We start from the raw sequence: 13,707 nt of genomic DNA on the forward strand, positions 1-13,707 counted from the left end.
AATTAGGGTTTGGTGGGAATAGAAAAGAAGAAAAACCATTGTACTTCAATTTCATAGTTACGACTTAGGAAGACAAACTCAGAAACCGGGTTTTTTCCTAGATGTCTATTATAAAAACAACGATTTATCATAAAAACCCGGTTTCTTTGCCTAAGTCCTGATAGTATTGTAGCAAATTACTTTTTATGTAGTTACACATTAATTAATTTATTTAATTTATGATTTATTCCTACAATAAAAAAATTTATCAAAATCATTGGATTTTAAACCCCGCCTTTTAGAGCGAAATGCTTTTGGAGAGTTGCTCAAAATTCCCGTTACTAAAACAACTTTTGACTTCATTAGAGCAGAGGTGGGGATATTGATTGTTAATATTAATCGCTAAATATTTTTGTACTGAAACATAGGTTAATTAAATTTAATATTATTCCTGATAATTAGCAATCGAAAAGCTTTATTATTATTGCTAGGAACACCTTGATCAAGTCTCTAAATATTCAAACTTATCCATGAAATAAATCTAGATACGTTTCTATCTGAAAAGTTCTGTAAATTAATTTTTGAATATGGAGATGGATTGGTAGGAATTTCAATAATTAAAGGCACTGGCAAATTATGATTTTTATCAAAATAATTGGCTCTAAAATCCCGCCTTTTAATCAGTTATTAGTTAAGTATTTTCTTTGGTTTGATAAAAATAACAAACTAAGAATTTAATTTCTAACTTATAACTTCTAACTTCTGATACCAATTCACTTTCAGGATGCCACAAATAGTTTCAAACTTTAAATGTCAAATAATTGCCTGAAACTGTTGTGAATGTCAAAGTTTTTAGCCTATCAAATCTGGCATTCTGAATTCTAAATTCGCTCATTCTAAATTCAGTGAAACGGTATGATTTCTGATTTCCTTAAGGCAGTAACATAATTCGGCTATTTTTTTTGTATAAACTACTTGACTTTCCAGTTGAGTGGAGACTTTATTCTAGAGATATTGAAGTTGAATGTATCTACCTATTTATCAGGAGGTAATTATGGAAATAACGTATTTAGAATTAAAAGGTATGGGTTGTGCTGCCTGTGCTAATAAAATTCAAAAGGCAATTGAAAATGTAGCTGGTGTAGCAGAATGTCAAGTTAATTTTGCTGTAGCACAAGCAACAGTTAAGTATAATTCCCACAAGACAAATTTATACAAAATTCTACAATCTGTAAAAAATATTGGCTTTGAAGCAGAACTACTTCAGGAAACAATAAATTTCTCAGAAAAAGAGAAAGAAAATCGCCGAATAGAACGACAAATGCTCAATAAAGTTATATTCGGTGGTGTTATTAGTGTAATTTTAATTATTGGTTGTTTGCCAATGATGACTGGATTGAAGTTACCTTGGATACCTTCATGGTTAGGTAATCCTTGGCTACAATTAATATTAACAACGCCAGTTATGGTTTGGTGTGGCAAATCATTTTTTGTTGGTGCTGCTAAAGGATTAAAAAATCATTCGGCAGATATGAATACTTTAGTTGCTTTAGGTACTGGAGCAGCTTATTTGTATTCTCTATTTCCTACATTTTTTCCAGATTTTTTTACTAAACAAGGATTACATCCTGATGTTTATTATGAAGCAGCAGCTACTATTATTACTCTCATTTTATTAGGTCGATTTCTTGAATATCGTGCCCGCAAACAAACCTCCGCAGCTATTCAAAAATTGATGGGTTTACAGGCAAAAACTGCGAGAGTTATTCGAGATGGAAAAGAAGTAGATATTTTGATTGAACAAGTCAAAGTTGGCGATTTAATTGTTGTTCGTCCTGGGGAAAAAATTCCAGTTGATGGGGAAATAAAATCAGGTTTTTCTACAGTGGATGAATCGATGGTGACTGGTGAAAGTGTACCTGTAGAAAAAGAACCTGGAGATGAAGTTATTGGAGCAACAATTAATAAAACTGGTAGTTTTAAATTTGAGGCTGCTAGAGTCGGAAAAAAGACAGTATTAGCGCAAATAATTAAGTTGGTTCAACAGGCACAAGCTTCAAAAGCACCGATTCAAAAATTAGCAGATATGGTAATTTCTTGGTTTGTTCCTGTTGTAATGGGGATAGCGATCGCTACTTTTCTAATTTGGATTTATGTGACTGGCAATTTAACTATGTCGTTAATTACAACAGTCAGTGTATTAATAATTGCTTGTCCTTGTGCTTTGGGATTAGCTACTCCTACTTCTGTTATGGTAGGAACAGGAAAAGGCGCAGAAAATGGGATATTAATTAAAGGTGCAGATAGTCTAGAAGTTGCTCATAAAATTCAGACAATTATATTGGATAAAACCGGCACACTGACTCAAGGTAAACCTACAGTTACTAACTACATAACTGTTGAAGGAACTACCAATGAAAAGGAAATAAAATTATTAGAAATAGCAGCAGCAGTTGAGAGAAAATCTGAGCATCCTTTAGCTACAGCAATTGTCGAATATGCTCAAAGTCAAGGTGTCGAATTTCCCTTACCAGAACCAGAAAAATTTGAGGCAATGTCAGGTATGGGAGTGCAAGGAATTGTATTTGATAAATTGGTACAAATTGGTACTTCTCGCTGGATGAAAGAATTAGGAATTGAGATTACTAATTTGCTAAATTATCAAGATAAATTAGAAGCAGATGGTAAGACTACTGCTTGGATAGCAATTGATGGTCAAATTGAGGGAATATTTGGCATAGCTGATACTTTAAAACCATCCTCAAAAAATGTAGTTAGAACATTACAAAAAATGGGAATAGAAGTTGTAATGTTAACAGGAGATAATCGCCGAACCGCAGAAGCGATCGCTGCCGAAGTTGGCATTAGTAAAATATTTGCTGAAGTACGTCCAGACCAAAAAGTTGAAACTGTAAAAAGTCTGCAATTAGAAAAGAAAAAAAGAAGAGATGATCATCAAATTGTAGCGATGGTTGGAGATGGAATTAATGATGCACCAGCATTAGCGCAAGCAGATGTCGGAATAGCTATTGGTACCGGAACAGATGTAGCGATCGCCGCTAGTGATTTGACATTAATTTCTGGAGATTTAACTGGTATTGTTACAGCAATTAAACTGAGTCGCGCGACTATGAACAATATTCGGCAAAATCTATTTTTTGCTTTTATTTATAACACTTTAGGCATTCCTATTGCTGCCGGTATTTTGTATCCTTTAATTGGTTTGTTATTGAATCCAATTATTGCAGGTGGAGCGATGGCATTTAGTTCCGTTTCTGTGGTGACAAATGCTTTACGTTTAAGGAAATTTAAACCTCAATAAGTTAAGCAATAATGGTGCATTAGACGGCTATAATATAAGCTTTAAAAGACATTTAACAATCCGTCGTAACGCACCATTTTTAGATGTGTCGCTTGAGAGTGAATCAGCAAGTTATAAATAGGTTGTAATGTTTTATATAAGGGGGTTTGGAGACCAAACCCCTACAGTTTTTTTTGACAAATCATTTAGGATTGTTATATGCTGGAATTATAGGTGTTGCTGTTGATGTATGGGTATCATAATAGGTGCTTGAAATCTATAAACTTCATTCAGGGTATGGCAAAATTATAAATTCATTCAGCAACCCCAAATCATAGTTTGATAGATTTTTTGAGGTTGAAGATGCTTGAAACAAAAGGCAATTTATCAAAACAAAAGAAACGAGAAAAAAAGTCAGTTGAGGAAATAATCGAAGAATATAAAAAAGGGGAACGAAATTTTAGCAATTTGGACTTGCGAGGTCAATCTTTTGCTGGATATAATCTATCTGGAGCTAACTTTACCGGATGCAACCTAAGAGGAGCTGATTTTACCGGATGCGATCTAAAAGGAACAAGTTTTAGAAGAGCTAGGATGGTAAAAGCTATATTACATGATATTAAAGCTGGAAGTGAAAACGATCGTACAACATATACCTGGTTTTTCGCCCTCTTGCTTTTTGCAACAGCTCTGATTATTTGGGTAATTGGTTTATTAGTTTTTTCTAGGGAAGGTGAAATAGATATAATCAATGAAAATGCTAATAGTTTTTTCTCATTAGCGATCCTTGTACCAGTCGGTTATTTAATCCACTTGTCTAACAGTCAGGGCAATATTGCTCTGGTTTTTTGGGGATTGGGAATATTGGATTTTTGGCTGAAAACGTTCTATGAACCTTTATCGGGAATCTTTGGAAATATTTTGTTTTGGGGATTAGCAGTTTCTCTACTTTCCCCAATTTATCGTTTTTCGATGAGTAAATCTTGGAGAAGTTTAGGACAATTATTTCAGAATTTTCCTGTTTTGATAATCTTAAGCTTTTTGTTTGTTGGTTGTGTAGTTATTTCATTTTCACCTATCGACCTAGTGGACTTACTAAAGCCACTAGGCCAACTAGACCCACTAAACCTAGTGAATGAAAACAACTGGTTATTAATCCTCAGCTCAATAACATTTAATCTGCCAGTTATATCTTTGCTATTTTTATCACTTGCAGCCTACTCAACTCTATTTGATGCAAATAATAGAGAAACTTATAGCAATATCTTCAAAGCTTTTTTCCGACTAGGATTTTCTGGACTTGCTTTATTATTTGTCTATAGTTGGAGTAGATATTCTCTAGTAGATATTTTAGATATTGATGACTTGATTATTTTGATACTTGTAATTGCCTTACAATTAATTGTTATTGTAAAGCTTTGGCAACTTATACAAGCTAAAAAAATAAGGATACTAAAGTTGATATTTTGGGTTTCTTCAATTTTATTTTATTGCTATTATTGCTACAAAGAAAATATTCTAAGTTACTTAGATGATTTAAATTCAACAACAGTTATAGAAAAAATTACGTTCATTATAATAGTTTGCTTGTTGTCATTATTGGTTCTATTAATCTACTATTTTGCCAATTTATCTTGGAAGTCTAAATCACCTGCAAAATGGCTAGGTTGGTGGTATTTTATTAACCTTGTCTTACCAACAAGTTTAATCTCTATGTTCGTATTTATTTCTCCTCCAGACTTATATTGGTTTAGGGATAACAATTATTGGTTATCATTTTTTGTTCCTACTCTGAGCATATGGCTAATATTTTTATTGTCTGTCTCATTTTTTGATATTCACAAGTTTAGGAATTTGTTAAAAGAAAGAGTTAAAAAGCAATGGAGTTACCATTTTTTAATTTTTTTATGGTTTACATTGTTTGTTTTATTTACTTCCTATTTAGTAGTAAATTCAATAAATATTCTCATATTTTTCATAAATTTGCTTGAAGATGGCGAACTTTATTTTTATTCTATTTTAGACTCTGGTGGTTATGAGTTTATTTTCGTTTTCGTTTTAGTTATATTGGCTTTATCTTTTGTTTCGTGGCTAATATTAATATTCACAAAAAACAAGATTGCTGAGACAAAACATTCATCCTTTCAGCTTCAAAAAATTAAATCTCAATATTCTATATTTCGCGATTTAGCCGTCTTCTTCAGATGTATAAATAGTACCAACTTTGGGGAAGCAAATTTAACAGAAGCTGACTTCAGCGGTGCTGAATTGACAAGTGTCAATTTTCGTGGAGCGAAGTTGAACTACACAATCTGGACTCAAGTAAAAGGATTAGAGTGTGTTGCCACTGGTAATACCTATCTAAAATACCCAAAAGTCAGAAATTGGGTTGTTCAAGTAAAGAATGATATCAAGTCCCCTTAAAAAGTTGTGATTGCGAGCGATAGCGTTTGCGGAGCATTCCGTCAGGAAAGCAATCTCTAAAACCCTGAGATTGCTTCCTTACACTCCCTTCCAGTCGCAATGACTTGACAATAACTAATACTATTTTCAGAATTCTTAAGCCCCCCTTACCAAGGGGGGTTGGGGGGATAAAACTCTTTCATCTCAAATCCACTCCCAATGACTTGACAATAACTGATGATCCAGACTTGATATTATAAAATAGTAAACGGAGATATTAGAAATGACATTAAACTCAAAAAACTTTGATTCTTTTAATCTGTATCGGGTGAAGTTGTCAGGATTAGACTTGAAACAAGCTAGCTTTCGTAATGCTAATCTTCGGTATGTTGATTTGAGTAATACCAACCTAGATGGAGCTGACTTTACAGATGCCGATCTAACCCAGACTAATTTGGCAGGAGCGCAACTAAATGAGGTTAATTTCACTGATGCCAATTTATCCCAGGCTAATTTGCAAGGGAGTAAATTGTGTAGTGCTATTTTAGAGCGTGCTTGTTTAGAAGGTGCGAATCTCAATCAAGCCGATCTGACAAATGCCAACATCTGCAATTGGAAAATTAGCAGCTCGACAACCATTGAAGAAATACAAGGAATGTCTGATAATGAAATTGATATTGACGTATCAGAACAGCAATGGAAAAAGATAGATGGCACTCTAGAGGAACTCTACCAACTCAAAGGGATGGCCGATCGCGAAACCTGGAATGAATATTTTTTTGAGAAAGCAAAGGATGTAGAACTTCCACCTCATATTTACAATCATCTGTTTGAGAAATACTATGAGAGTCACCTTTTCCAAGAATCTCGAAATTCCTTTAGGGTTTTCTTGCTACGTGATTGGGAATTTCTCAAAATAGAACGCTGGATCGAATCTCTTAACTATTCTATTGCTCACTTAGATATTTTTCCGATTTTGGAGAAGTTAGAGAAACTATCAATTATTGGTGCTTTATTTCTTCTGATCAATACATTAATTGAAGTTGACTATGAATCTCAGTATCGCACTTGGGAAATTATTAACTCTGATCAAGAAAAAGTTTTTGGTGGTACTCATCTAGGATTGCAAACACTAGCTCAAGAAGGAAACAGTTTGGAGTGGCTACAGGCCGAAGGGGCAGATTTAAGGGGTATTAACCTACGGAATGCCAATTTAAAAAATGCTGATTTGAGGAGTGCGGACTTGAGTGAGGCTGACTTGAGAAATAGCGATTTAAGAGGGGCTGACTTGAGAGGGGCTGACTTGAGTAATGCGAAGTTGAGAGGGGCAAAATTAAAGGGATCTGAGTTGCAAAAAGCAAAGCTGGAAGGGGTTGACTTTAAATATGTTGATCTCAGTGAGGTTGACCTCGAAGGCGTTGTCTTTAAAGAGGCGAAGTTAACGATAGTTCAGCTACAGGAAGCTAAGAAAAAGAAGGCTGATCTGAGAGGTGTTGACCTGAGTGAGGTTGACTCAAAAGATTTTAAGGGGAATAGGGTTCGCCGGATATCTTTAAAACCTAAAGCAGTTGACCTGAGTAATGCTGACCTGAGTGAGGCAATACTGAGTAAATATGACAGCAGTAAGAATAAATGGATAGGAGTTAACCTAAGTGGAGCTAACCTGAGTGGAGCTAACCTGAGTAATGCTCAACTGATAGAGTCTGGCTCTTCCAAGTCTGACAAGAATAAGAATAAATGGACAGAGGTTTACCTGATAGAGGCTGACCTGAGTGGTGCTGACCTGAGTGGGGCTGACCTGAGTGGGGCTGACCTGAGTAGGGCAATACTGAGTAAATATGACAGCAGTCAAAATAAATTGATAAAAGTTAACCTGAGTAATGCTGACTTGAGAGGGGCCCAAGGACTAAAGTCCGAACAAGTATGCCAAGCTAAAAACTGGCAATCAGCAAAATTCGATCCAGAGTTCAAAGATGAACTAAATGCCAAATGTCAGAAAAATCAATGAACTATCCGTTCTACTAAACTTACCTCAAATTACCCAGAAGGCAAAAGACAATCATGTTAAAGCTGATTACAAAAAGTTTTCAGCTTGTACTAATCTGCCAATGACAAAAAAAGCGATCGCCTTACCAAAAACCATATTGTACCAGCTCTCTCAAAAAGAGCGATCGCCATTCACTCCGTAATCAAAGGAACTAAAAAAATACCCAAGCAAACCTAACCTAAAAAATTCTAGTTTTTTATTGTCAGCATTTTTATGAAAAAAGTAGCCGTATTTGGTAATGCAGGTGGTGGTAAGTCAACCCTGAGCAAGAAATTAGCAGCAATAACTAACCTCCCCCTTTATGTCTTAGACAAAATCAAATATCGTTCAGGAGGTACAGAAGTTCCAGATAGGGAATATAAGCGTACTCACGACGAAATCTTAGCCAATGATCAATGGGTAATTGACGGATTTGGTTCCATGGAAACGCTCTGGCAAAGGTTAAACGCAGCAGATACCCTGATTTACATCGATCTACCTTTGTCTCTTCACTTTTGGTGGGTAACAAAACGGTTTTTAACGGGTTTTTTGATCCCACCCGATGGGTGGCCGGAACGTAGTCCACTATTGAAGAGTTCCATGAATAGCTATCGTACTCTCTGGTTATGCCACAAGTATCTGACTCCAAAATATCGAGATTATATTGAGCAAGTTCAAAACAGTAAGTGTGTTTATCACCTCAAATCTAGTCAACAAATTGCAGATTTTTTGCAGTTCATTGAAACTTAGACTACGCAAATATAGCGAGGACATTGAAATTGTCTAATTGCAATTAGACTTCCACCGAATTTTAGTACAATAGAACTTAGGCAAAGACTCTATATATAGTGCCTGTGTGTATGTCATAATCTAGAGAAAATTATGTTTATAATAAAAATTACCAACAATGGCAAAAGACATTTTCCATCAACAGGTTAAAAATGCTCTAATCAAAGATGGATGGAATATTACCCACGATCCTTTTACAATTCGGATTAGTGAAGCTGTCAAATTACACATTAATTTAGCGGCAGAAAATGCTATTGCAGCAGAAAAAGGTTCTGAAAAAATTGCTTTAGAAATTAAAAGCTTTATTGCAGATTCAGATATTAGCTCATTTCATACTGCTTTAGGTCAATATCTTAATTATTGCCAAGCACTTGAAGAACAAGAACCAGAAAGAATTGTTTATTTAGCTATTCCTGTGGAAGATTATCAAAATTTTTTTCAGCTTCCTTTTATTCAACGTTCTCTGAAACGTTATCAAGTTAAACTAATTATTTATAATCCTAAATTGGAGGTGATTTCTGAATGGATAAATTAGAAAAATATCGACAATTTGTTCGGGAAATTTTGAGTTCCCATGCGGAAATAGCTAATACTAATGATACAGTCAAAGATGAACTAATATTTGATACAGAACGCGATCATTATCAATTAGCTTATGTTGGTTGGCGAGGAGATAAACGAGTATTTGGTGCTGTGATGCACTTTGATATTATTGATGGCAAAATTTGGATTCAATATAATGGTACGGAAGAGTCTGTTGCTCAAAGGTTAGAAGATATGGGTGTACCTGCTGCCGATATTGTCATTGGTTTTCATTCTCCTTTTAAACGGCAATTTACTCGTTATGCTAACAATTAATGTAAGCATTAAAAATTACGCCCTTTTAGGTTTTAGGGACGTTTTGCTGCCCAACATGTTTGCAGAGCATGACCTTAGGAAAAAGCATTTTTGTTATGCAACGTCCCTACAAAATTAGGAGAGAAGAGGAGGAAGTTTTAAGGTATAAAAAAGAGCAAGTTTGTCGCTCGCTAATTCTCCGGACATAATATAATTTTCAATCCTTAATTTTTCAGCTAATCAAATTCAATAATATTTGCTATTAACTTCCAACAAGGTGCTTCACCTTCCCAATCTTCAGGAGCATAAGGCATACTCAGACTAACAGTAACCAAAAAATTATTTGCAGTTGGAGAATATCCATTTTCTAAGTTTTTCATAAACTCTGGATCGGTAATTTTTGCATTATTTAAAAGCAAATAACCATGATTACTTTTGATACTACCTCGAAATTTTCCTCTTTTGTCTTGAACAAAAGAAAAATTTTGCTTCTTAACTTTAACAATTTCAATTGTTCGACGTCGATCAAAGGGAACTCTTTTTAGATAAGAAGGATAAATATATTTACGAGAATTATGTAAGATATAGTCTGAATTATTACAGTATGGAAATATATCTTCAACTTTAGCTTTACCTAAACATTTCCATTTACCTTTTAATACAGAAAAGTTTTCACTTTCAAAACCAAAATCATTTCCTTTATTATCAAGAGGAATTTCGAGAATATCAAGAGGTTTTGGCTCTCCACCTTCCACCAATCTAATTCTTAAAGGTACTCTTCCATCTTCAGGAAATTGGCGATCGCATATTGGACGAACCCATTTTCCTGTATCTAAATCAATTCCTGCTATACAACGCTCATTTTGTTTGTAGGAATTAGCCAAACAAATTATTTTTTTTAAAGATGACATACTTTAATATTTCCCCATTCTTGATTAAGATATTCAGCGACTAAACGACGATGACAATAATCTGGTTTAGCTTCACTACAAAGTAAACAACCTCGGTCTAAAAGTTGAGGTGAAACTTTTTTTTCAATTTCTCTTTCTTTGATCAGATTATTAAAAATTTCTTCGTAAGTATCCCAAGTAATTTTCTTTTTTTTATAATCATCTAAAAGTTCTTTAGTAGGTGCTAAATCTAGAATATGAATATATTCAATATTGCAAATTACCTTGAGAAAATATTCTAAATCTTTTCTTTTGGCAAATCCGGCAAGTTGAGAAACATTATTAAATCTTGCATCAATAACACATTTAACTTTTGATTTTGTGAGATTTTCAAAAAAGTCTTGAGCGGTTCTTTTTGTAAATCCAATTGTAAAAAGTTCAATAGTTTTTTCCATTTTATTTAATCCTCCACTAATAACATTAAGTATTATAGCAAAGAAAGAGATAGTTAGGACAGAGACTAATTATAAATCTTAGACTAGGAAACGTTTTTCCAACTATTCCCTATTCCCTATTCCCTATTCCCTGCTATATATTATTTTTTGTTTACATAAGCAATTTTATCCCCTTGAATTTTGTAAGCTTTTTCAAGTTTTGTATATTCAGAATCTTGAGTAGATTCAGTAACATTTTGACTGAAACTTTCAGTATCAAAAAGACTTAATTGTAAAAATGATTGAGGTTTTTCCACAAGATTATGAATTTCTAGTAGTCTTTGTTCCAAATCGGAATGATTCTCTAAATCACCACTTTTAAGAATATGCTCGATATCTAAACCTTTATTTTTTAAATGTCGGCTCACTAAAATAGCACGATGACAAATAATGGGGTCTTGTTCAGAACACATCAAAGCAATATTATGATTTTCCAAACTTTGATAAACTCTTTCTAAACCTTTTTGAAATTCTTCTGTCTTAGCAATTAATTCGTATAAAGCTTTGCCATTAATATAACAACTTAAATCATTAGTTTTAGCACCTAATTCTTTGCCTAAAAAAATGTATGAAATATTAGTTTCTTGTAGATATTGCTGAAGATTTTTTTGACTAAAATGAGGTGAATACTTACTATAAGGATAGGAACGAACATCTGCCAGAGTTGTGACTTGGTGTTTTTGTAAGAGACTTAAAAAAAATTCGATAGAATGATTGGAATGACCAACAGTAAATAATTTCATCATTGCTAAAAATTTTCTAATTGTTTTATATATATTGTACTATAGCATGGTGTTGATCTATCATAATTTTCTGTTTATTATTTAATTTTAATTTCTTAGGACTTACGAGAAAATTTATGAAAAAAGTAGCCGTATTTGGTAATGCAGGTGGTGGCAAATCAACCCTGAGCAAGAAATTAGCAGCAATCACTAATCTCCCCCTTTATGTCTTAGACAAAATCAAATATTGCTCAGGAGGTACAGAAGTTCCCGATCGCGAATATAAGTGTACTCACGACGAAATCTTAGCAAATGATCAATGGGTGATTGACGGATTCGGTTCCATGGAAACGCTCTGGCAAAGGTTAAACGCAGCAGATACCCTGATTTACATCGATCTACCTTTGTCTCTTCACTTTTGGTGGGTGACAAAACGGTTTTTAACGGTTTTTTTGATCCCACCCGATGGGTGGCCGGAACGTAGTCCACTATTGAAGAGTTCCATCAATAGCTACCGTAATCTATGGTTATGCCACAAATATCTGACTCCAAAATATCGAGATTATATTGAGCAAGTTCAAAACAGTAAGTGTGTTTATCACCTCAAATCTAGTCAACAAATTGCAGAATTTTTGCAGTTAATTGAAACTGAGACAAGCACAAAACAGACATAATCAGGACTTACAGCGCTTTTCAGATTGATGAACCACATATTCACATTTCAAACCTAGTAGGGACATTCCATGGAAAGTCCCTACTGTGGTTTACTGAAATGAAAACCGCTGTATATCATGTCCGGTTGAATGGTTACAGCACTAAGGCCATGTGAACCCAGAAACCCGGTTTTTCGTAGACATTTATTGCAAAACAACGATTTATCATAGAAACCGGGTTTCTTTGCGTAAGTCCTAAGTTATAAATAAAAATGGAGGAGTCAGGAGTCAGAATTGAGAATTCAGAATTCACAATTCAGGAGTCAGGAGGGAAGAGGAGCTAGTTTATTCAAATCCTTCTAACCCTACTGCCTTCTGCCTTACCTTCAGAAGAAAGCAACTAAGGAAGCTATTTATGTTTGACAAAAATATCAGCTATATTTCCCCAGATTATTTATATAAATACGACACTCCTATCAACACAGAAGCAATATTACAAACCCGTCAAGAAAGACAAACAAAATTATTTGAACTCCCTAATCAAAAATATTACGAAGCAATACAAACAATAGCAGATATTCAAAGCGACTTTTTCGACTTTTCCAGTGCAGTCATCAAAGTCGGTTGCCCTGACGAACTTTCCCCAGAGCAAAAAGAACGGTTTCACAACTCCTTGCAAACATTTTGCCCTTGGAAAAAAGGTCCTTTTGAACTATTCGGTGTAACCATCGATGCTGAATGGCGTTCCGATTGGAAATGGCAACGTATTTTGCCACATATTAGTTCTCTGAAAAATCGCAAAGTTGCCGACATTGGTTGCCACAACGGTTATTTTATGTTTCGGATGGCAGTTCAACAACCAGAATTAGTCATCGGTTTTGAACCCTACACCAAACATTTCTGGAATTTTCAACTTATCCAAAATATCGTCAAACAAAAAATGCTGGCATTTGAACTTTTAGGAGTCGAACATATTCACTACTACCCCCAATTTTTTGACACCATTTTTTGCCTGGGTATCCTCTATCATCACACCGATCCCATTGGTTTATTACGCAAGATGCGAGAAGCGTTAGCACCCAAAGGTGAAATTATTATTGACTGTCAAGGTATTCCTGGAAACTTACCAGTGGCGCTCACTCCCCAAAAACGTTACGCTCAAGCACGGGGTATTTGGTTTCTTCCCACTCAGTCTTGCTTGGAAAACTGGATCGGGAGAGCGGGGTTTAGCGATATTAATTGTTTTTTTGCTGCACCTTTATCCGTTGAAGAACAACGACGCACTACTTGGGCAAATATTGATAGTTTGTCAGAATTTCTTCATCCTCACGATCTGTCATTGACTGTTGAAGGTTATCCTGCTCCTTGGCGTTATTATGCGATCGCGCGGAAGTAGGTTTTAGTGTGGGGAGCGTGGGGAGTGTGGGAAGGTGTCGGAGGTGTGGGGAGTGTGGGTAGATCGAATCTTGTCAGGACTTACGCAGAATCGCCATATCTAGTAGGGGCGAATGGCATTCACCCTCTACAGATAGCGTATTATCTAGGAGTTTGCGTAATATCATGTTCTGATAATTAGTGATCAAAAAACTTTCTCTTCTTTATAGCTTAAAACT

General features: G+C 34.8%; 14 protein-coding genes. 11 read left to right on the forward strand and 3 right to left on the reverse strand.

Annotation, left to right across the window (positions count from 1 at the left end):
- Window positions 1-256: 256 nt before the first annotated feature.
- The 8 genes from F6K40_RS33335 to F6K40_RS33370 all read left to right on the forward strand — a co-directional run bounded on the left by F6K40_RS33335 (window position 257) and on the right by F6K40_RS33370 (window position 9,356).
- Complete coding sequence (locus tag F6K40_RS33335) at window positions 257-385, forward strand: hypothetical protein (protein WP_293142389.1); 129 nt, start codon at window positions 257-259, stop codon at window positions 383-385.
- A 648-nt stretch (window positions 386-1,033) separates the two neighbouring features.
- A complete protein-coding gene (locus F6K40_RS33340) occupies window positions 1,034-3,301 on the forward strand; it encodes a heavy metal translocating P-type ATPase (protein WP_293142391.1) in 2,268 nt (755 codons plus the stop codon).
- Window positions 3,302-3,643: 342 nt separating this feature from the next.
- Window positions 3,644-5,704: a pentapeptide repeat-containing protein gene (locus F6K40_RS33345; RefSeq protein WP_293142393.1), complete on the forward strand. Its 2,061-nt coding sequence runs from the start codon at window positions 3,644-3,646 to the stop codon at window positions 5,702-5,704.
- A gap of 262 nt (window positions 5,705-5,966) precedes the next feature.
- Complete coding sequence (locus F6K40_RS33350; protein WP_293142395.1) at window positions 5,967-7,691, forward strand: pentapeptide repeat-containing protein; 1,725 nt, start codon at window positions 5,967-5,969, stop codon at window positions 7,689-7,691.
- A complete protein-coding gene (locus tag F6K40_RS33355) occupies window positions 7,666-7,872 on the forward strand; it encodes a hypothetical protein (RefSeq protein WP_293142397.1) in 207 nt (68 codons plus the stop codon). The genes F6K40_RS33350 and F6K40_RS33355 overlap by 26 nt, the downstream gene beginning before the upstream one ends.
- A gap of 71 nt (window positions 7,873-7,943) precedes the next feature.
- Window positions 7,944-8,459: a P-loop NTPase family protein gene (locus F6K40_RS33360; protein WP_293142399.1), complete on the forward strand. Its 516-nt coding sequence runs from the start codon at window positions 7,944-7,946 to the stop codon at window positions 8,457-8,459.
- Window positions 8,460-8,616: 157 nt separating this feature from the next.
- A complete protein-coding gene (locus F6K40_RS33365) occupies window positions 8,617-9,033 on the forward strand; it encodes a XisH family protein (RefSeq protein ID WP_293142401.1) in 417 nt (138 codons plus the stop codon).
- Window positions 9,021-9,356, forward strand: a complete 336-nt coding sequence (locus F6K40_RS33370; RefSeq protein ID WP_293142403.1) for a XisI protein — start codon at window positions 9,021-9,023, stop codon at window positions 9,354-9,356. Before F6K40_RS33365 ends, F6K40_RS33370 begins: the two co-directional genes overlap by 13 nt.
- Window positions 9,357-9,571: 215 nt before the next feature.
- On the opposite strand, the gene F6K40_RS33375 is transcribed toward F6K40_RS33370, so the two are convergent.
- The 3 genes from F6K40_RS33375 to F6K40_RS33385 form a co-directional block, all read right to left on the reverse strand.
- Complete coding sequence (locus tag F6K40_RS33375; protein ID WP_293142405.1) at window positions 9,572-10,246, reverse strand: dual OB domain-containing protein; 675 nt, start codon at window positions 10,244-10,246, stop codon at window positions 9,572-9,574.
- Window positions 10,234-10,680, reverse strand: coding sequence for a DUF488 domain-containing protein (locus tag F6K40_RS33380; RefSeq protein WP_293142407.1), 447 nt, complete (start codon window positions 10,678-10,680; stop codon window positions 10,234-10,236). Before F6K40_RS33380 ends, F6K40_RS33375 begins: the two co-directional genes overlap by 13 nt.
- 140 nt (window positions 10,681-10,820) lie before the next feature.
- The gene (locus F6K40_RS33385; protein WP_365673671.1) at window positions 10,821-11,465 is read right to left on the reverse strand and encodes a DUF488 domain-containing protein; all 645 of its coding nucleotides are present in this window, start codon (window positions 11,463-11,465) and stop codon (window positions 10,821-10,823) included.
- Window positions 11,466-11,578: 113 nt separating this feature from the next.
- Between F6K40_RS33385 and F6K40_RS33390 the strand changes: the two genes are divergently transcribed.
- The 3 genes from F6K40_RS33390 (at window position 11,579) to F6K40_RS33400 (ending at window position 13,670) form a co-directional block, all read left to right on the forward strand.
- Entirely contained in the window at window positions 11,579-12,115 is a 537-nt protein-coding gene (locus F6K40_RS33390; RefSeq protein ID WP_293142409.1) for a P-loop NTPase family protein, read from the forward strand.
- A 394-nt stretch (window positions 12,116-12,509) separates the two neighbouring features.
- Window positions 12,510-13,490, forward strand: coding sequence for a tRNA 5-methoxyuridine(34)/uridine 5-oxyacetic acid(34) synthase CmoB (gene cmoB, locus F6K40_RS33395; RefSeq protein ID WP_293142411.1), 981 nt, complete (start codon window positions 12,510-12,512; stop codon window positions 13,488-13,490).
- A gap of 6 nt (window positions 13,491-13,496) precedes the next feature.
- Window positions 13,497-13,670, forward strand: coding sequence for a hypothetical protein (locus F6K40_RS33400; protein ID WP_293142413.1), 174 nt, complete (start codon window positions 13,497-13,499; stop codon window positions 13,668-13,670).
- Window positions 13,671-13,707: the final 37 nt, after the last annotated feature.

The sequence above is a fragment of the Okeania sp. SIO3I5 genome (assembly GCF_010672085.1).
Classification (GTDB): Bacteria; Cyanobacteriota; Cyanobacteriia; order Cyanobacteriales; family Microcoleaceae; genus Trichodesmium.

Excerpts from the sequence above, each read along its gene's own strand:
- F6K40_RS33380 (WP_293142407.1), bottom strand. The coding sequence starts at position 10,680 with ATGGAAAAAACTATTGAACTTTTTACAATTGGATTTACAAAAAGAACC.
- F6K40_RS33370 (WP_293142403.1), top strand. The coding sequence starts at position 9,021 with ATGGATAAATTAGAAAAATATCGACAATTTGTTCGGGAAATTTTGAGT.
- F6K40_RS33360 (WP_293142399.1), top strand. The coding sequence starts at position 7,944 with ATGAAAAAAGTAGCCGTATTTGGTAATGCAGGTGGTGGTAAGTCAACC.
- F6K40_RS33350 (WP_293142395.1), top strand. The coding sequence starts at position 5,967 with ATGACATTAAACTCAAAAAACTTTGATTCTTTTAATCTGTATCGGGTG.
- F6K40_RS33375 (WP_293142405.1), bottom strand. The coding sequence starts at position 10,246 with ATGTCATCTTTAAAAAAAATAATTTGTTTGGCTAATTCCTACAAACAA.
- F6K40_RS33355 (WP_293142397.1), top strand. The coding sequence starts at position 7,666 with ATGCCAAATGTCAGAAAAATCAATGAACTATCCGTTCTACTAAACTTA.
- F6K40_RS33340 (WP_293142391.1), top strand. The coding sequence starts at position 1,034 with ATGGAAATAACGTATTTAGAATTAAAAGGTATGGGTTGTGCTGCCTGT.
- F6K40_RS33345 (WP_293142393.1), top strand. The coding sequence starts at position 3,644 with ATGCTTGAAACAAAAGGCAATTTATCAAAACAAAAGAAACGAGAAAAA.
- F6K40_RS33385 (WP_365673671.1), bottom strand. The coding sequence starts at position 11,465 with ATGATGAAATTATTTACTGTTGGTCATTCCAATCATTCTATCGAATTT.
- cmoB (WP_293142411.1), top strand. The coding sequence starts at position 12,510 with ATGTTTGACAAAAATATCAGCTATATTTCCCCAGATTATTTATATAAA.
- F6K40_RS33390 (WP_293142409.1), top strand. The coding sequence starts at position 11,579 with ATGAAAAAAGTAGCCGTATTTGGTAATGCAGGTGGTGGCAAATCAACC.
- F6K40_RS33365 (WP_293142401.1), top strand. The coding sequence starts at position 8,617 with ATGGCAAAAGACATTTTCCATCAACAGGTTAAAAATGCTCTAATCAAA.